Raw genomic sequence first — 16,983 nt, 5'->3', positions numbered from 1 at the left:
CGCTAGGCTGGTGAGTTGAGCCCCAGTCCAGCGATCACCGCCCCCCTGGCCGCCTCCGGTTCTTCGGGCACCTCCATCACCACGCGCTCAATGTGGCCGCCCGGGCTGGTCAGCACCAGCGTGGGAAAGACCCGGATGCCGTAAGCGCGGCGCACCTCGCCTCCCTCGTCCAGCAGCAGCGCGTCGCCGTAAGCATGCGGCGGCAACTCGCCGCGCCGGGCGTCAATGACCCGCAGCTCCAGTCCGGCGCTGGCCGCCAGTTGTCCCACGCACAGGTCCAGGCCGTCGCAGGCCACGCAGGCTTCCGTCTTGAAATACAGCAGCGTCGGTCCCTGCACCTTCAGGGCGGCGGGAGGCAGGACAACGGCGCCGGGGCACACGGTACGGGCCGTGAGCAGCCGGGCCAGCAGGCGGCCGACTGGCCGGGGGAGCTTCAAGCGAATCGTTCGGGGTGGCGTCGTTGTCATGGGGCAGACCTCCGGGAGTGGACGCGGTCGGGTACGGGAGGACGCACACTGGCGTTCCCATGACCATCACTTGTCAGCCGCCCGCCCTGGCCGACGTGCCGCTGCTGACCGGCTGGCTGCCAGCGCCGCATATCTGGGTCTCCTGGGACGACAGCGCGCGACGAGGCCGCCGTGCAGGCTCGTTATTTCCTTTGGGGCGGGACGTGCCGGACTTGATTGAGTGGGCAGAGGGGCAGCCTATGGGCTTTTCCCAGACACAGCAGATTCAACCGGACCACGCGTTCGTGCCCTGGGCCAGCCAAGACGGCAAACGCTGGGGGCTGGCCCTGAGGTGAGCCTGAATCGATAGAGCGTGGCCTGGGGCCGCAGGTCATCTGGTCGTTCGCCGGCGTTCTCCGCGCTTAGCGTCCTGTATGACGGCGCCTGATCGTTAACCCCAGGAGGACAACGCCCGCGCGGTGAGGGCTCACGCGAAAGCAGAGTTCACATTTCTCGGCTTGCTGAACACCGCCGCCCAGCACCGCCTCGTGCTGACCATGCCACTGCCACACCCCTTCTCACCCAATTGAGTCAACGCTTTCTAAGCCACTCGGCGCACGGTGCGCCCAGCACTCGCCCGGTATGCTCCTGAGCGAGATGTCCTTCGATGCCCGCGCCCTGTCTGCCCTGGATTTCCCCCGCGTACTGTCGGCCCTGGCCGAGCGCAGCGCCACCACGCTGGGGGCCGAGCGCGCCCGCGCCCTGCGGCCCAGCGACGACGGGACGCGGATTGCGCGCGAGCTGGACGAGGTCGAGGACGCGCTGTTTGGCGTCAGTCTGAGCCTGGGCGGAATTCAGGATATCCGCGACCTGCACGCCCGCGCCCAGGAAGGCCGGGTGCTGGCCGGCCAGGAACTCCTGAACGCGGCGTATTCGCTGGACGGGGCCATGACGGTCAAGCGCGCCATTCAGGCCAATTCGCGCGGGCCACTGCGCGAAGTGGCGCAGGACCTGGGGGACCACAGCGAACTGGTGCGCCGGGTGCTGTCGGCCCTGGACCGGGACGGCGCCGTGCGCGATGACGCCAGCCCCCGCCTGCGCGACCTGCGCAAACGCATCGAGCCGCTGCGGGGCCGCATCCGTGAAAAACTGGCCGCCACCCTGGACAAATGGGCCGATGTCCTTCAGGAACACATCGTCACCATTCGCCGCGACCGCTACGTGCTGCCGGTGCAGGCCAGCCGCGTGGGTCAGGTGCAGGGCATCATCGTGGACGCCAGCGCGACCGGACAGACGTATTTTGTGGAACCGGCGGCCGTGACCCAGCTGAACAACGAACTCACGCGCCTGATTCTCGACGAGGAAGCCGAGGTCAGGCGCATTCTCACGGAGCTGTCGGGCCTGTTGGCCTCTGACAGTGCGGTGCCCCTCACCCTCGCAGCGGTGGGCGAACTGGACCTGATTGCCGCCAAGGCCAAGCTGGCGCGCGACTGGCGCCTGAACCGGCCCGAGGAGGCCAGGGCGGGCGAGTACGACCTGCGCGAGGTCCGTCACCCCCTGATCGAGAACCCGGTGGCGAACAACCTCATGCTGGGCGAGACCCGGCTGCTGCTGATTACCGGCCCCAACATGGGCGGCAAGACCGCCACCATCAAGACCCTGGGGCTGGCGGTGCTGATGCACCAGTGCGGCCTGTATGTGGCGGCGGCCAGCGCACGGCTGCCGGTGGTGCGCGACGTGCTGGTGGACATTGGCGACGAGCAGAGCATCGAGGCCAGCCTGTCGACCTTCGCTTCGCACCTCAAGCACCTGCGTTACGTGCTGCGCCACGCCGCACCTGACACCCTGGTGCTGGTGGACGAACTGGGGTCCGGCACCGACCCCAACGAGGGCGCGGCGCTGGCCCAGGCCATGATTGAGACCCTGCTGGCCCAGGACGCGCGCGGGGTGATTACCTCTCACCTCTCGCCGCTGAAGTTGTTTGCCCTGGAAACGCCAGGCCTGAAAAATGCCTCTATGGGCTTTGACCTGGAGACTCTGGCGCCCACCTACGCCTTACAGGTGGGGCAGCCAGGGCGTTCTTTTGCGCTGGCGATTGCCCAGCGGATGGGACTGCCAGAAGATGTGCTGGCCCGCGCCGAGACACTGCTGGGCCCGGACGCCGGCCTGATGGAACGCATGCTGGAAGGGCTGGAGCGTGAGCGGGCCGAGTTGCGCGCCCAACTGGAGACCGCCACCGGCGCCCGCCAGCACACCGAGGCCGAACTGGGCCGCGTCCGGGCCGAGCGGGAAACTCTGGAAAGCCGCCGCAACGAGATGCTGGCCGAGGCCTCTCAGAAAGCCGAATCGCTGTATGCCGACGCCGTCGAGCGGGTGCGGACCCTGCGTGCCCGTGCCCAGGAAGACAGCGCCCGCCCCCGCGTCATGCAGGAGTTGCGCGAGCTGCGGGTGGCCGCCCAGAAGGCCCGCCCCGCGCCTCTGGTGCGCGAGGAACGTGGCGACCCTATCCGGGTGGGCAGCCGGGTAGACGTGCCTGCCTACAACGCCGCTGGGCAGGTCCTGGAGCTGCGCGGCGACGACCTGGTGGTGCAGCTGGGCGTGATGAAGGTGGGGGTCAAGCGCCGCGACGTGCGCCTGAAGCCCGAGGTGGCGCCAGTGGCTGCTGGGGCGCCCAAGACCCGTGGACCGCGCTTTACGGGCACCACCGCCAGCACCTTTCAGAACGAGCTGCAACTGCGCGGCCTGGGTGTGGAAGAAGCTGTGGAAGAACTACGCGCCGCCATTCTGGAAGCCCACGCCTTGAAAGAAAGCCCCCTGCGCGTGGTGCACGGCAAGGGGCAGGGCGTCCTGCGCAGGCTCCTGCGGGACTACCTGAAAGGCGAGAAGCGGGTGGAGTCCTTTCACGACGCCGAGGCCAACCAGGGCGGCCATGGCGTCACCATCGTGAATATCCGGCGCTGAAAGCGAGAGCGGTCCTTGGAGTAGCAAGGGACCCGCCGTGCTCCTGTGCCAGGCAGGGACCACCGCTGCGGCCAGCGCCCCGGTGAGACGGCCCCAGGAATCCGGCTAGCAATCCTCAGGTTGGGCAGGCAGCATAGGCGGGTGCGCGTTTCTGCTTTCCTTGCTGCTCTGGCCCTTGCGTCCTCAGCCGCCGCCCAGACCTCTATCGGCGGCTTTCAGCTGCCCCCCGACTACTTGAGCCGCTTTGGCAGCACGCAGGCGGTGGCGTCCTCCACCGAGGGGTTTGGGGTGCGCGCCCTGCCGCTGCCCCTCAAAACCAATGTGCGCCTGACCTTCGTAAAAGCCCCCACGTACGTGGATTACGGCGTCAGTGCCCAGATGGGCAGCCTGTCGGCCGCTGTGGGGGTCTTTTACAACGTGCCCAGGGCCGAACTGACCTCGGCGCCTGCCGCTGGCCTGCAGTGGAGCGGTGTGGTGCAGGGTAAGGGGGCCCATTCGCGCTTCACCCTGGGCTACGCCTCGCAACTCGCTGAGGGCCGTGTGCGCGTGCTGAACAACGTCGGCGTGGCGCAGCAGGGTGCAGTGACCGCGCCGTATACCCAGACCGAGGTCAGCGGGGCCTACGGCAAGGTCCTGGGTTCAGTGAACACGGCGGTGTACGCCACGGCGCGCATGTACGCCTTCCCGGTGCAGGGCAAGGCGCAGGGCAGCCTGGATACCACGCTGGCGCTGAACGCCCGACTGGCGCCGGGGCTCTCGCTGGACGCCTCTCACTTCGAGCGCTTTGCGGTGGGCGAGGTGGCCATTCCTGATTTCGGCCTGAGCCGTTACCACGCCAGCGCGGCCAGTCTGGCTTATCGCCCCGGCGGCGCTGGCTTCGGGGTGGGCCTGGTGCGTGCCCGTGCTGGGCGCGACTGGACCAGCAAGATCAGCACGCTGGACGGCGACCTGCTGCTGCGGGCCGACGGCGTGCCCGTCATGGTGGGCGGCAGCGTGGGCTACGAGTGGCACGAGGCCGCCCCGGGTGCCAACCGCTGGCGCTTTGGCCTGGCGGTGCAGCCCCGGTAAGACGAAGTTCGGTTGACCCCGACTGGAAGGAGACGCAGAGTGGCGGCACAGCCCCTTGAGGCCGCAGAAGGACAAGAGCCTGTTGGCTGGGACTTGGCCTAACGCTGCGAATAGGCACCGCCCTATTCCCTTCCTGATGGGGCTGGACATGGACAGCAGGCCCTCCAAAGCGGGGCGGTTTCGCCGGGGGCGCCTTTGGTGCTAGCGTCCCGGCGTGAGCCTGCCTTCCCCCGCGCCCCCTTCCTTCAGGCCGCTGACCTGGCCCCTGCTGGCCGTGGGGACAGCGGCCTTTTTCACCCTGGGCGTAGTGCAGGCGATGTACGGCCCGGCCTTTGGGCTGTTCCAGGCCCGTTACGACGTGCCCACCGCCACTGTGGGCCTGATTGCCAGCGCCCATTTTCTGGGCTCGGCGGCGGCGCCGCTGCCGATGGGCGTGCTGCTGCGCCGGGTCAGCGTGCGGGCCGGCACCTCATGGAGCCTGCTGGTCCTGGCTCTGGGCATGGTGGGGGTGGTGTTGGCGCCTGCGTGGCTGCTGGCGGTGGCGGCGGCCCTGGTGGGGGGCCTGGGGCTGGGTGGGGTGAGCGCCTGCCTGAACGCGGCCTACGCCAGCGTGGGGGCGCGCGCCGTCAACTTGGTCAATGCCGTCTTTGGGGTGGGCAGTATGCTCTCGCCGTTGCTGGTGGCGGGCCTGGGGGCCGGCGGCCCAGGCGTCCCCTTCCTGAGTGTGGTGGTGCTGTGCGCCCTGGCCCTGGGGGCCGGCCGAATCTGGGGCGTGCCCGAGATGGCCGTCCATACCGCCACCCGGCTGGCGGGGCGATCTGGGGTACAGGTGGGCCTGTTTGCCGCGCTGCTCGTGTGTTACGTGGGTATGGAGGCCGGCTACGGCGCCTGGATGGTGCGCCTGCTGCGGCTGCAGAGCGTGGAGGCCGCGCCCCTGGTCCTCAGTCTGTTCTGGGGTGCCCTGACGGCCGGGCGGGTGCTGATGGGCCTGTGGGGCGCGCGCCTGGCCCCCGCGGCTGTCGTGCTGGCCTGCGCGGCCGTCCTGACCGTTTGCGCCGCCCTGAGTGCCGTGCCTGGCGTTGCAACAGCCGCGTTCGTGCTGGCGGGCCTGGCGCTGGCCCCGGTGTTCGGGACGGTTCTGGCCTGGGTGTCGGCCACCCTGTCGGCGCGGCTGGTACCCCCGCTGCTGGTGGCGGGGTCGCTGGGGGGCGCCCTGGCCCCGGCTCTGCTGGGGACCCTGCTGGCGGGCGGCGGCCCAGGGGCGGTGGCGGCCGGGCTGGGCACCCTGGCCGTCCTGATGGGCCTGTTCACGGTACTGGTGGGCCGGGCCACGCCCGCAGCCACCCTGCCCACTTGAGTCTGTTGTCGCCCACAGGTCGCTGTTCCAGAAAAGGGCCAGCACCTCTCTATTTCTGCTGCACCGGCCCCTTGTCGTGTCCTCTTCGTTCATCATCTTGCGAAGAACGGCAACCTAGTTAGCGGGGCGCATTGTCAGGGCAGGGGGCGTGTGGCAGAATGCGCGGCGACTTCTTCAACCCACATCCACAGGTTCTTGCCGGCATAAGGCGGCGGCGCAACGGAGGCTCAAGAGTGGCACAAGCGACCAGACAGGTAAAGCTCACGCGCGAAGGGTACGAACGGCTGCAAAAGACGCTGGACCAGGAGATGGCGCGTCTGGCCGAGGCCACGCGCATTCTGCAAGAGCAGATGGAAACCAACTCCGACACCGAAGACACGGGGCTGGAAGACGCCAAGCGCGAGAAGATGAACATCGAGGCGCGCATTGAGGAGCTGGAAGACACCCTGGCCCGCGCCACGGTGATTGAAGACCACGAACACGACGGCCGCGTGGAACTGGGCGCCATTGTCAATCTGGCCAACGAAACCACCAAGAAGGACATGAAGGTGCAGGTCGTGAGTGCCGCCGAGGCCACCGTGACCGGCGGCAGCCTGCCCCGCGTCTCTGAGGACAGCCCCGTCGGCAAGGAACTGATGGGCCGCAAAAAAGGCGAATCCTTTGTGGTGAACCTGGATAACGGCAAGCAGATGAAATACAAGGTGAAGAGTATTGACTACTAGGTGTCAGACGCCTCAGTCAAGTTAGCGGCAACGTGCAGGCCCCCGAGCGGCGAAGACCAAGAGCCAGACGCGCCAGTAAGGTCAACGGCAACGCGCCCGCAGCAAAGACCGGACAACTCCAAGAGCAGATCGTCTGTGGCAGATGGCAAAGGCAAGAGGGCCTGACCATCTGCCATTTGCTTTCTGCTCTCTGCCCCGCCGCCCCCCTATACTTCCCCCTATGTCGGACGCCCCCACCCCCCGCCGCGACGGCCTGCACGAGCAGACAGTCAGCCGGCTGAACAATCTGGACGCCCAGGTCGCCGCTGGCTTTGAGGCCCACCCGTACACCTACGCGCGCACCCACCACACCCGCGAGGTGCTGGCCGTCCACCCAGCTGAAGGCCTGGAACCTGGCCAGGAGTGGCCCGAAGAGGTCTATGCCCTGGCGGGCCGCGTGACCCTGATGCGCCACATGGGCAAAGCCGCTTTTGCCGACCTGAGCGACGAACACGGTAAGCTGCAACTGCATTTTTCCAAGGGGGACACCGAGAATTTCGACCCCACCAAGAAAATTGACCTGGGCGACATTATCGGCGTTCGGGGATTTCCCTTCGTTACCAAGACGGGGCAGCTGACCCTGCGCGTGACCTCGTGGCAGCCGCTGGTCAAGAGCCTGCACCCCCTCCCCAGCAAGTTTCACGGCCTGCAGGACGACGAGCTGCGCGCCCGGCGCCGCTACGTGGACCTGATGGTCAACAGCGAGAGCCGCGAAGTGTACCGCACGCGCTCACGGATGCTGCGCTTTATCCGCACCTTTCTGGACAGCCGCGACTTTATGGAGGTCGAAGGCCCCACCCTGCAGGTCGTGCCCGGCGGCACCGAGGCCAAGCCCTTCAAGACCTTTCACAACGCGCTCTCGCATGAATTCAGCCTGCGCATCAGCCTGGAGCTGTACCTCAAGCGCCTGCTGGTCGGCGGCTTTGAGCGCGTCTACGAGATTGGCCGCAACTACCGCAACGAGGGCATCGACCGCACCCACAACCCCGAATTTACCATGCTGGAGGCTTATTTTGCCTACGGCGATTACCACGACATGATGGCGCTGGTCGAGCAGCTCCTGCACGACCTCGTGGTGGAGCTGAAGGGTGAGCCCAAGCTGACCTATCAGGGGCAAGAACTGGACTTCTCGCTGCCCTTCAAGCGGCTGGACTTCGTGACGGCCCTCAGGGAACAGGCGGGGCTGGACTTTGATCCCCTGGACCTGACCAGGCTGCGGCAGTGGAGCGACGAGCGCCACCCCGAGTTCCGCAAGACGCCGGACTACAAGTTGCTGGACAAGCTGGGCGGCGAGTACGTGGAGCCCTTGCTCCAGCAGCCGACCTTCCTGACCGATATGCCCCTGGCGATCAGCCCGCTGGTCAAGGTGCACCGTGAGCGCGAGGGGCTGGCCGAACGCGCCGACCTGTACGTGGCGGGGTTCGAGCTGGCGCCTATCTATTCCGAGCTGAACGACGCGCTAGACCAGCGTGCCCGCTTTGAAGCCCAGACGGCCCGCCGGGATGCGGGCGACGACGAGGCCCACGAGCAGGACGAGGATTTCCTGCTGGCCCTGGAATACGGCATGCCGCCCACAGCGGGCATGGGCATGGGCATGGACCGCCTGGCCATGCTGATGACCGACCGTGACTCTATCCGCGACGTGCTCCTGTTCCCGCTGCTGCGGCCAGAAGGCACAGGCGGCGCAGAAGCCGAAGCGGTGAAGTCAGAACCCGTTTAAGCCAACTGCTTCAGAGCGCCTGTCAGCACAGCGCAACAAGGGGAGAGGGTCAGGGAGATTCCTGGCCCTCTTGGCCTATGACCTAATACGGATTTCGCTGAATTGCAGCACAGCCGGAAAGGCACCGTCTGCGCTTCCATCTTGCGAAATCCGCATCTACTCCTGCTCGCTCTGCTGCGCAGCTTTCCAAGTCCGCTCGGATTTCATCGAGCAGGCTGCTCGATTCAATCGGAGTCCATATACCCCTACAAGTCAGGCAAAACCTGGAACCGCTTCATTCATTCGTTCGTTTGACAAACAAAATTGCCAGGGCGCAGGATTCGGACACACAGCTTGACTCCACCTGCGCAATTGACCGTGCCTGACGGTCTTTCCGTTTGTTTGCCGTCCGGCACGTCGCCGGAGAAAGGACCCCACTACCGTGCCTCACGCTGACCATCCCCCTGACACCCTGGACCTGGCCGCCATTCGCGCGCGCCACACGCTGCTGCTGTTGCGGCTGCTGTGGACCCGCGACCTGGCGCGGGTGGACCTGGCGCGCGAACTGGGCCTGTCGCGCAGCGCCATCAGTTCTATGGTCACCGAGCTGATTGGGGTGGGGCTGGTGCAGGAGGTCGGCACGCGCGGCAGCAGTGGCGTGGGGCGCAAGGCCACCCTGCTGAACCTCAACACCCGCGCCGCCGCCCTGCTGGCCGTGGACCTGGGGGCCAGCCACGCGCGCGTGGACGCGCTGGACCTGCACTGCCGCACCCTGGCCACCCGCAGCGTGCCGCATGACATTCAGGCGGGGCCGCAGGCGACCTACGCGCTGCTGGGCGACCTGAGCGCCCAGGTGCTGCGCGCCGCGCGGCTGCGCCCGGCCCAGGTGGCGCTGGTGGGCGTGGGCATTCCGGGGCCGGTGGACCACGACACCGGCCGGGTGGTGCAGCCGCCCAATATGCCGGGCTGGGACGGCGAGAACGTGCGTGAGGCCCTGCGCGCCCTGACCGGCCTGGACGTGCTGGTGGACAATGACGCCAACCTGGGCGCGCTGGCCGAGGCCCGCTTTGGCGCCCACCGCGGCACCCAGGACCTGATCTATGTCAAGGTCGCCACCGGGATCGGGGCCGGGGTGCTGCTGGGCGGGCGCCTGCACCGGGGGATGCGCGGCGGGGCCGGTGAGATTGGGCACATCAGCATCAATGAACAGGGGCCGGTGGGGCGCAGTGGCAACCCCGGCAGTCTGGAAAGCTACGCGGCGGCCGGCGTGCTGGTGGCCCTGGCTGAAGCGCGGCGCGCCGCCGGCGAACCAACCACGCTGCATGGCCCCATTACGCTAGACGCGCTGCTGACCCACGCCGAGACCGACCCGCTGGCGCGCGCTGTCTGGGAAGAGGCCGGGCATCACCTGGGGGTGGCCATCAGCACGGCCCTGAACCTATTTAACCCGGCCGCCGTGGTGATTGGGGGGCGCCTGTCGCGGGCAGGCGACGTGCTGCTGACCGCCGTGCGGACCAGCGCCCAGAGCCGCACCATGCGGATTAACGCTGACCGCGCCCGCATAGACCTGGGCACCCTGGGCGGCGACGCCGGGGTGCTGGGCGCCGGGGCCATGATGCTGGACTCGCTGTTTACCCCGCGCGGCCTGCCGCACCTGTACGGCATCGCCCGCATGGGCGCCCACGAGCAGGCCGCCAGCCGCGCGCCCCCTGCGCCTGGCCCACCGCCCGAAGTTCCGCAGCCCCACGCCTTTTTTTCCCCTTTCGGAGGAAGCTCATGAAAAAAGCACTGCTTATTGCCGCCGCCCTCGCCACCGCCACCAGCGCCGCCGCTGCGGGCAAACTGGAAATCTTCTCGTGGTGGGCCGGCGACGAAGGCCCCGCCCTGGAAGCCCTCGTCAAGCTGTACAAGCAGAAGTACCCCTCGGTCGCCGTGGACAACGCCACGGTCTCGGGCGGCGCCGGCACCAACGCCAAGGCGGTGCTGAAAACCCGCATGCTGGGCGGCACGCCCCCTGACTCCTTCCAGGCGCACGCCGGTCAGGAACTCATCGGCACCTGGGTGGTCGCCAACCGCATGGAGGACCTGAGCGGCCTCTTTAAATCCGAAGGCTGGGACAAGGTGTTTCCCAAGGACCTCGTGCGCCTGATCAGCACCGGCGGCAAGGCCTGGAGCGTGCCGGTCAACGTTCACCGCAGCAACGTCATGTGGTACAACCCCGCCAAATTGAAGGAATGGGGCGTGAGCGCACCCAAGACCTGGCCCGAGTTCCTGACCACCTGCACCAAACTCAAGGCCAAGGGCCTGGCGGCGCCCCTGGTCGTGGGCGAGAACTGGACCCAGCAGCACCTCTGGGAGTCCGTCGCTATTGGCACCCTGGGCGCCCAGAACTGGGAAAACCTGTGGGCCGGTAAACTCAAGTTCACGGACCCCAAGGTCGTGGGGGCCTTTACCACCTTCGGCAAGGTCATGGACTGCGCCAACAAGGACGCCTCTGGTCTCAGCTGGCAGCAGGCCAGTGACCGGATTATCAGTGGCCAGAGTGCTTTTAACATCATGGGCGACTGGGCGGCCGGGTACTTCACGACCACCAAGAAGCTGGCTCCCAACACGGGCTTTGGCTGGGCGGCGGCTCCCGGCACAACCAAGACCTTCGTGATGCTGGCCGACTCTTTCGGCCTACCCAAGGGCACGAAAAACCGCGCCGAGGCCCTGAACTGGCTGCGCGTGCTGGGCAGCAAGGCCGGCCAGGACGCCTTTAACCCCCTCAAGGGCTCGATTGCCGCCCGCACCGACAGCGACCTGAGCAAGTACAACACCTATTCCAAGAGCGCCGCCGCCGACTGGAAGAGCAACAAGATTGTCGGCTCACTGGTGCACGGCGCCGTGGCCCCCGAGAGCTTCATGAGCGCCTTCGGCACCGTGATTGACCAGTTTGTGGCCAGCCGCAACAGCGCTGGCGCCTCTGCGGCCGCCCAGCAGCTGGCCGTGCGCGCCGGCATCGGCAAGTAAGACTGACTCAGAGTTCATTCCGCCTCCTGTGGGATGAACTCTGAGTAGAGCGAGAAGAGACGGATTTGGCGTGATGAAAGCGCAGACAGTGCCTTCTCGGCTGTGCCGCCACGAAGCGGAATCCGGATAAGACAGCAAGTCGTCGGGTGTGGGTTGTGGGCTGTAGGAACGGCTTTTTCTCCGTCCCACAGCCCACATCCATGTTCCCAAAGGAGGCCCTATGAAAGGCCTGAGTAAAGACCGCCTGTGGTCTATGGCGGTGCTGGCGCCCAGCATCATTCTGGTGGCGGTGTTCGTGTACGGGTTTATCGCCCGCAGTGTGTACGTCAGCATGACCGACTGGGGCAATGACCCAGCGCAGGCCCTGGCGCTGGACCCGGTGATCCGGTTTATCGGCCTGGCCAACTACCAGGAGCTGTTTACTGGCTTCTTGCAGGGCCGTTTCCGGCAGGAACTGGTCAGCACCGTGTTTTTCACCCTGTTCTTTATCCTGGGCTGCCTGGGCCTGGGCCTAGGCCTGGCGCTGATTCTGGACCGCAACCCGCGTGGTGAAGGGCTGTGGCGCACCATCTTTCTGTTTCCCATGAGCCTGTCATTTATCGTGACTGGCACCATCTGGCGCTGGATGCTGCAGCCGCAAGGGGGCGTGAACCAGGCGCCTACGCTGTTTGGGGGTCAGCCGGCCACCTTTCCCTGGCTGAGCAGCACCGACGCCATCTGGAAATTTGACTGGAATAAGCTGCCGCTGATTACGGCCAGTGTGGTGGCCGTGGTCCTGATCGTGGTGGCGGCGCGCGCCGCGCAGAGTGGTGACCGCCGCCGCACGCTGGTGGCGGCCGTCTGCGCCGCGCTGCTGCTGGGCTGGGCGCTGCTGGTGGCCCCGAACCTCAAACTGTTGCCGGCCCCCGAGCCCCACGGGTTTAACCTCGCCCTGATCGGCATCATCATTGCGGCCGTGTGGCAAATGAGCGGCTACACGATGGCGCTGTATCTGGCTGGCCTGCGCGGCATTCCCGAGGAACTGCGAGAAGCGGCCAAGGTGGACGGTGCCGGCGACCTGGGCATGTACCGCCACGTCATCTTCCCACTGCTGGCGCCCATCTCCTTAAGCGCCATGATTGTGCTGGGCCATATCAGCCTCAAGATTTTTGACCTGGTGTACGCGATGGCGGGACCGGACAACATCAACACCAGCGTGCCGGCGCTCAACATGTACCTGACCAGTTTCCGGCAAAACCAGTTCGCGCTGGGCGCGGCGATTGGGACCATCCTGCTGATTCTGGTGGCGTTTGTGATTGTGCCCTACCTGACCTCGCAGTTCCGCGCCGAGGAGGGCCACGCATGACCACCACTCTGCCCACCAAAGTGGCCCCAGCGGCGACCCCCAGAAAACCGCTGCGCCCCGGCCGCGTGCTGATGTACGCGCTGCTGGTGCTGGCCGCCCTGTTTTTCCTGGTGCCGGTGTATCTGCTGTTTGCCACGGCACTGAAGAGCCCCGAGGCGATTGAACTGGCGACCACTTGGCACTGGCCTACGACTCTGAACTGGGCCAGCTTTAGCGACGCCTGGACCAAGATCGGCGGCAACATGCTCAACAGTGTGTTTCTGGCGGTGGTGGCGACCTTGCTGAGCGCCCTGCTGGGCAGCCTGAACGGCTACGCCCTGAGCAAGTGGAAGTTCCGGGGGGCCAACACGCTGTTCGCGCTGATGCTGTTCGGGATGTTCATTCCGTACCAGGCGGTTCTGATTCCGCTGTTCCAGTTCATCAAATCGCTGGGCCTGTATGGCTCGATCTGGGGTCTGATTCTGGCGCATGTGGTGTACGGCCTGCCCATCACGACCCTGATTTTCCGCAACTTCTACGCCGACGTGCCCGACGCCCTGATCGAAGCCGCCACCATTGACGGCGCGGGCTTCTGGCAAATCTACGGCCGGGTCATTTTCCCCATCAGCATTCCGGGCTTCGTGGTCGTCATCATCTGGCAGTTCACGCAGGTCTGGAACGAGTTCCTGTTTGCAGCCACGCTGACGAACACCAGCTCGCAGCCCGTCACCTACGCGCTGTCGCAACTGGCGGGCGGCCAGGCGGTCAGCTGGAACCTGCCCATGGCGGGGGCCATTCTGGCGGCCCTGCCCACACTGCTGGTGTACATCCTGCTGGGCCGCTACTTTGTGCGCGGGCTGCTGGCGGGCAGTGTGAAGGGGTAAAAGAGAGGTATGGGACGTGGTTTGTCGGACGTAGAACCAGCGTCTTGACTGGCGTGGCGGGGTTCCGGGCAGCGTGCTCGGCGCCCCGCTGCCTTTTTGGCTCTCGTGAATCTTCTTTCACTCCACCTGACCAGTGGCCGCTATGCTGTACCCCACTTCATGACGACCTCCGAAACCCTGACCGTGTTCGTCGTCAGTGCCGAACCGGCGCGGGCGCAGGCCCTGGCGCCGCTGCTGCCCCGCGCCTCTGTTCGTCACGTCTCGGACGCCGAAACGCTGCTGCGAGAAGCGCACCTGACGCCGCCCGATGTCGCGCTGCTGTACACCAACACGCCCGGCGTTCCGCTGCATCAGGTGCTGCCCATGCTGCGCCAGCGCGCCGAACTGGCCGGGACGTACTGGCTGGCGGTGGGGTCGCAGGGCCTGGGCGACATGCTCTCGGCAGGGGTGGACGCCCTGATCAGTGACGCCACGCCCCCCCAGGCGATTGCCCTGCAGGTGCAGAGTCTGCTGGTCCGCGCTCAGCAGTACCGCGACCACCACGCCCGCGTCTCGGCCTTGCAGCGCCGCATGGACACCTGGGAACACGAGGAGCGGGTGCGTGACCAGCTGGTACACATGCTCGTTCATGACCTGAAAAACCCGATTGCTGCCGTCATGGGCCTGCTGGAAATCGTGCAGGAAGACCCGCGCGTGCCCGAGGACAACCGTGACCTGCTGAAAGTTGCCCGCGATGAGACCCAGCACCTGCTGCACCTCGCGGTGAACATGCTGGACGTGCGCAAGATTCAGGCGGGCAAGATGAACCTGCGCCGCGAGCTGATGTTCACCCCGATGTTCCGCGAGGTGGTGGACCTGGCCTGCGGCGATGTGGGCAGCGGCCTGCGTGACCGCCACGTCCGCGTGGACGTGGAAAACGACCTGAGCCCCGCCAGCGCCGACCCCGAGATTCTGCGCCGCGTGCTCGCCAACCTGATCAGCAACGCCCTGAAACACACCATGACGGGCGGCATGATCGCCATCGCGGTGCGCGGCCTGAGTGACGCCGTGCAGGTGACGGTGCGCGACGACGGCGAGGGCATCCCCGAAGACGACATTCCCAACCTGTTTGCGGCCTTCGAGCAGTCCCGCCTGACCCTGCACGGGCGCTTTGACACCGGCATGGGCCTGGCCTTTTGCAAGCTGGCGGTTGAAGAACACGGCGGCAAAATCTGGGTGGATTCTGTGCGCGGGCAGGGCGCGACCTTTATTTTCACCCTGCCCCTGGCCGCCGACAACGAGGACGACGATTTCGCCGAACTGGTGTAGGTCAGGAAGGAAAAAGAGGCAGTCTGGCCGCAGGCGTGCTTTGAATGGCTGGTGGCAGGTGCCCGCTATCCAGTTCAGAGAGGCCGCCGTCTAGCCGCAGCGACTCCTCCTGCGGTGCTGGTTGGCAAAGCTGCGGGCCTCATCACCATGAAAAGACGACACACACGAGAGATGTAGAAGCTCCGCTGAGGGTCGCCTCTTGCCTTTGATGAAGACGCATTACCGAGCCAACCAATCAGGGAAAGCTCAGTCGAAATCAGAGTAAACAGATTGGTTTTCCTGTGTTTAAAACCACCCGTAACTCTGTGTGAATCTGCGCCCCAGCCGGACAAAACGTGCTAGAACAGGGGTGCACCACAAGTCAGGCAAGAGGAGTTCGGACGCACTCTCTTTTTTTCCGGTATTTCGTGCCATTTTTCACGAGTAGGTCGTGGGGAACGGGCACGGTCTCAGAAAGGGGAACGGTTATCGAATACGCCAACTTTGTCATCATGCTGCTCGTTGCGCTCGGCATCGGCATTGTCGCCGTCATTGCCAGCGCCATTCTTGGCCCCAAACGCCGGGGCAGCCGCACCAAGCTTATGGCTTACGAAAGCGGCAACGACCCGGAAGGGGGGGTGGGCACGGGCCAGCGCTTCCCGGTGCACTTCTACCTGGTCGCCATGCTGTTCATCGTTTTCGACATTGAGACGGCGTTCTTTTACCCGCTGGCGGTGGCCTACCAGAAGCTCATTCCGTTTGCTTTTTTCGAGGCCATCACATTTGTCCTGCTGCTGCTGGTGGGCTACGTGTACATCCTGAAAAAGAAGGTGCTGGAATGGGCCTAAGAGCAGGGACTCCTCCGCCAATTGGTCAAGACGGGCGAAGGGCCGCCCCTGAGCCTGCGACCAGCGCAGCCGCCATTGGTCATTCATCGAGCCGGGAGGCGTGGTTATGGCCCTAAAAGAGCTGTTCGAGAAAGACTGGCAGGAACTGGAATCGGAAGGCGTTCTCTTTTCCAGCCTGGAGAAACTGGTGGCGTGGGGGCGCAGCAACAGCCTCTGGCCCGCCACCTTCGGCCTGGCGTGCTGCGCCATTGAGATGATGAGCAGCACCGACGGGCGCAACGACTTGGCGCGCTTCGGGTCGGAAGTCTTCCGCGCCTCGCCTCGGCAGGCCGACGTGATGATCGTGGCGGGGCGCCTGAGTAAAAAAATGGCCCCCATCATGCGGCGGGTGTACGACCAGATGCCCGACCCCAAGTGGGTGATTTCCATGGGCGCCTGCGCCAGCAGTGGTGGCATGTTCAACAACTACGCCATCGTGCAAAACGTGGACAGCGTGGTGCCGGTGGACATCTTTGTGCCCGGCTGTCCGCCCCGGCCCGAAGCCCTGATTTACGCCGTCATGCAGCTGCAGAAGAAGGTGCGTGGCGAGGCCTTTGACGGCCTGGGCCAGCAGCTGCCCATGGTGGATGCGTGGACAAGGTGATGGGCGAGAAATTCACTGGCCGCGACGGCGGAGTGCAGTCGTCCCAGACGCGGTTGCCTGTGCCCGTACCAGCAGCCGTGACCATCTCTGCCCCCGTGTCGCGCGACGTGGCGCCACTGATGCAGGAGTTGGGGCTGGAAGAAGACCACGCCGCCGAGCCTACAGCGGTTGTCCCAGCCGGGCAGCTGCGCGCGGTGGCTCAGGCACTGAAAGAGCGGGGCTTCATGCTGATGGACACGGTGGGGCTGGATTACAGCGCCTATACCGAGCCGCGCCCCAAACGCTTTGCGGTGCTGCACAACGTCTACCATCCGCGCGACCACCGCCGCCTGTTTCTGCGCGTGTGGCTGGACGACGGCGAGGAAATAGACAGCCTGTTTCCGGTCTGGAAGGCGGCCAACTATCTAGAGCGGGAGGTGTACGACCTGGTGGGCATCCTGTTCGTGGGCCACCCGGACCTGCGCAAGGTACTGACGCCGGACGATCTGGAAGGCCATCCACTGCGCAAGGACTTCCCGCTGGGCGAAAGCCCCACGCTGTTCCGCGATGGCCGTTTTCTGGACCCCGCCACCTTCCGGGCAGGCCTGACAGGGCGCGACGCCGGCCTGACAGGCTACCGGGGCGAATTGCGGCGCGGACGCGGCGAAGACCGCCTGCCGCCCGTGATGCCAGAGGGTGGGCCGAAATGAGCTG

The 16,983-nt window shown here is 66.0% G+C and carries 15 protein-coding genes; 14 read left to right on the top strand and 1 reads right to left on the bottom strand.

Annotated elements, in window-relative coordinates; translation table 11 throughout:
• Positions 1 to 2 precede the first annotated feature (2 nt).
• The gene (locus K7W42_RS09995) at positions 3 to 467 is read right to left on the bottom strand and encodes a thioredoxin domain-containing protein (protein WP_224574372.1); all 465 of its coding nucleotides are present in this window, start codon (positions 465 to 467) and stop codon (positions 3 to 5) included.
• Positions 468 to 526: 59 nt separating this feature from the next.
• On the opposite strand from K7W42_RS09995, the gene K7W42_RS09990 reads away from it, so the two are divergent.
• The 14 genes from K7W42_RS09990 to K7W42_RS09925 all read left to right on the top strand — a co-directional run bounded on the left by K7W42_RS09990 (position 527) and on the right by K7W42_RS09925 (position 16,979).
• A complete protein-coding gene (locus K7W42_RS09990) occupies positions 527 to 802 on the top strand; it encodes a hypothetical protein (RefSeq protein ID WP_224574371.1) in 276 nt (91 codons plus the stop codon).
• Between the two features lie 301 nt (positions 803 to 1,103).
• Entirely contained in the window at positions 1,104 to 3,407 is a 2,304-nt protein-coding gene (locus K7W42_RS09985; RefSeq protein ID WP_224574370.1) for an endonuclease MutS2, read from the top strand.
• 141 nt (positions 3,408 to 3,548) lie between these two features.
• Positions 3,549 to 4,475, top strand: a complete 927-nt coding sequence (locus K7W42_RS09980) for a hypothetical protein (protein ID WP_224574369.1) — start codon at positions 3,549 to 3,551, stop codon at positions 4,473 to 4,475.
• A gap of 214 nt (positions 4,476 to 4,689) precedes the next feature.
• Entirely contained in the window at positions 4,690 to 5,832 is a 1,143-nt protein-coding gene (locus tag K7W42_RS09975) for an MFS transporter (protein WP_224574368.1), read from the top strand.
• 233 nt (positions 5,833 to 6,065) lie between these two features.
• Positions 6,066 to 6,554, top strand: coding sequence for a GreA/GreB family elongation factor (locus K7W42_RS09970; RefSeq protein ID WP_224574367.1), 489 nt, complete (start codon positions 6,066 to 6,068; stop codon positions 6,552 to 6,554).
• 220 nt (positions 6,555 to 6,774) lie between these two features.
• Positions 6,775 to 8,313, top strand: coding sequence for a lysine--tRNA ligase (gene lysS, locus K7W42_RS09965; protein WP_224574366.1), 1,539 nt, complete (start codon positions 6,775 to 6,777; stop codon positions 8,311 to 8,313).
• A gap of 421 nt (positions 8,314 to 8,734) precedes the next feature.
• A complete protein-coding gene (locus K7W42_RS09960; RefSeq protein WP_224574365.1) occupies positions 8,735 to 10,072 on the top strand; it encodes an ROK family transcriptional regulator in 1,338 nt (445 codons plus the stop codon).
• Positions 10,069 to 11,304 carry an ABC transporter substrate-binding protein gene (locus K7W42_RS09955; protein ID WP_224574364.1) on the top strand — a complete coding sequence of 412 codons (1,236 nt, stop codon included), beginning with the start codon at positions 10,069 to 10,071 and terminating at the stop codon, positions 11,302 to 11,304. Before K7W42_RS09960 ends, K7W42_RS09955 begins: the two co-directional genes overlap by 4 nt.
• Before the next feature lie 220 nt (positions 11,305 to 11,524).
• A complete protein-coding gene (locus K7W42_RS09950; RefSeq protein ID WP_224574363.1) occupies positions 11,525 to 12,649 on the top strand; it encodes a carbohydrate ABC transporter permease in 1,125 nt (374 codons plus the stop codon).
• The gene (locus K7W42_RS09945) at positions 12,646 to 13,512 is read left to right on the top strand and encodes a carbohydrate ABC transporter permease (RefSeq protein ID WP_224574362.1); all 867 of its coding nucleotides are present in this window, start codon (positions 12,646 to 12,648) and stop codon (positions 13,510 to 13,512) included. The genes K7W42_RS09950 and K7W42_RS09945 overlap by 4 nt, the downstream gene beginning before the upstream one ends.
• 159 nt (positions 13,513 to 13,671) lie before the next feature.
• Positions 13,672 to 14,820, top strand: a complete 1,149-nt coding sequence (locus K7W42_RS09940) for an ATP-binding protein (protein ID WP_224574361.1) — start codon at positions 13,672 to 13,674, stop codon at positions 14,818 to 14,820.
• Between the two features lie 491 nt (positions 14,821 to 15,311).
• On the top strand, positions 15,312 to 15,647 hold the full coding sequence (locus K7W42_RS09935; protein ID WP_157457749.1) for an NADH-quinone oxidoreductase subunit A: 336 nt from the start codon (positions 15,312 to 15,314) through the stop codon (positions 15,645 to 15,647).
• A 106-nt stretch (positions 15,648 to 15,753) separates the two neighbouring features.
• Positions 15,754 to 16,290 (top strand): NuoB/complex I 20 kDa subunit family protein, encoded by a 537-nt coding sequence (locus K7W42_RS09930; protein ID WP_224574360.1) that lies wholly within the window; start codon positions 15,754 to 15,756, stop codon positions 16,288 to 16,290.
• Positions 16,278 to 16,979, top strand: a complete 702-nt coding sequence (locus K7W42_RS09925; protein WP_369411338.1) for an NADH-quinone oxidoreductase subunit C — start codon at positions 16,278 to 16,280, stop codon at positions 16,977 to 16,979. Before K7W42_RS09930 ends, K7W42_RS09925 begins: the two co-directional genes overlap by 13 nt.
• Positions 16,980 to 16,983 lie beyond the last annotated feature (4 nt).

Origin of the sequence: Deinococcus betulae (assembly GCF_020166395.1) — a bacterium.
In the GTDB taxonomy this organism is placed as follows: domain Bacteria; phylum Deinococcota; class Deinococci; order Deinococcales; family Deinococcaceae; genus Deinococcus; species Deinococcus betulae.
The sequence above is the reverse complement of the archived record's forward strand: the minus strand, read 5'-3'. Positions and strand labels throughout refer to the sequence as shown.

Bases quoted from the DNA above. Each gene is read 5' to 3' on its own strand.
- K7W42_RS09950 (WP_224574363.1), top strand. From the start codon at position 11,525: ATGAAAGGCCTGAGTAAAGACCGCCTGTGGTCTATGGCGGTGCTGGCG.
- K7W42_RS09995 (WP_224574372.1), bottom strand. From the start codon at position 467: ATGACAACGACGCCACCCCGAACGATTCGCTTGAAGCTCCCCCGGCCA.
- K7W42_RS09985 (WP_224574370.1), top strand. From the start codon at position 1,104: ATGTCCTTCGATGCCCGCGCCCTGTCTGCCCTGGATTTCCCCCGCGTA.
- K7W42_RS09945 (WP_224574362.1), top strand. From the start codon at position 12,646: ATGACCACCACTCTGCCCACCAAAGTGGCCCCAGCGGCGACCCCCAGA.
- lysS (WP_224574366.1), top strand. From the start codon at position 6,775: ATGTCGGACGCCCCCACCCCCCGCCGCGACGGCCTGCACGAGCAGACA.
- K7W42_RS09990 (WP_224574371.1), top strand. From the start codon at position 527: ATGACCATCACTTGTCAGCCGCCCGCCCTGGCCGACGTGCCGCTGCTG.
- K7W42_RS09940 (WP_224574361.1), top strand. From the start codon at position 13,672: ATGACGACCTCCGAAACCCTGACCGTGTTCGTCGTCAGTGCCGAACCG.
- K7W42_RS09930 (WP_224574360.1), top strand. From the start codon at position 15,754: ATGGCCCTAAAAGAGCTGTTCGAGAAAGACTGGCAGGAACTGGAATCG.
- K7W42_RS09955 (WP_224574364.1), top strand. From the start codon at position 10,069: ATGAAAAAAGCACTGCTTATTGCCGCCGCCCTCGCCACCGCCACCAGC.
- K7W42_RS09935 (WP_157457749.1), top strand. From the start codon at position 15,312: ATGCTGCTCGTTGCGCTCGGCATCGGCATTGTCGCCGTCATTGCCAGC.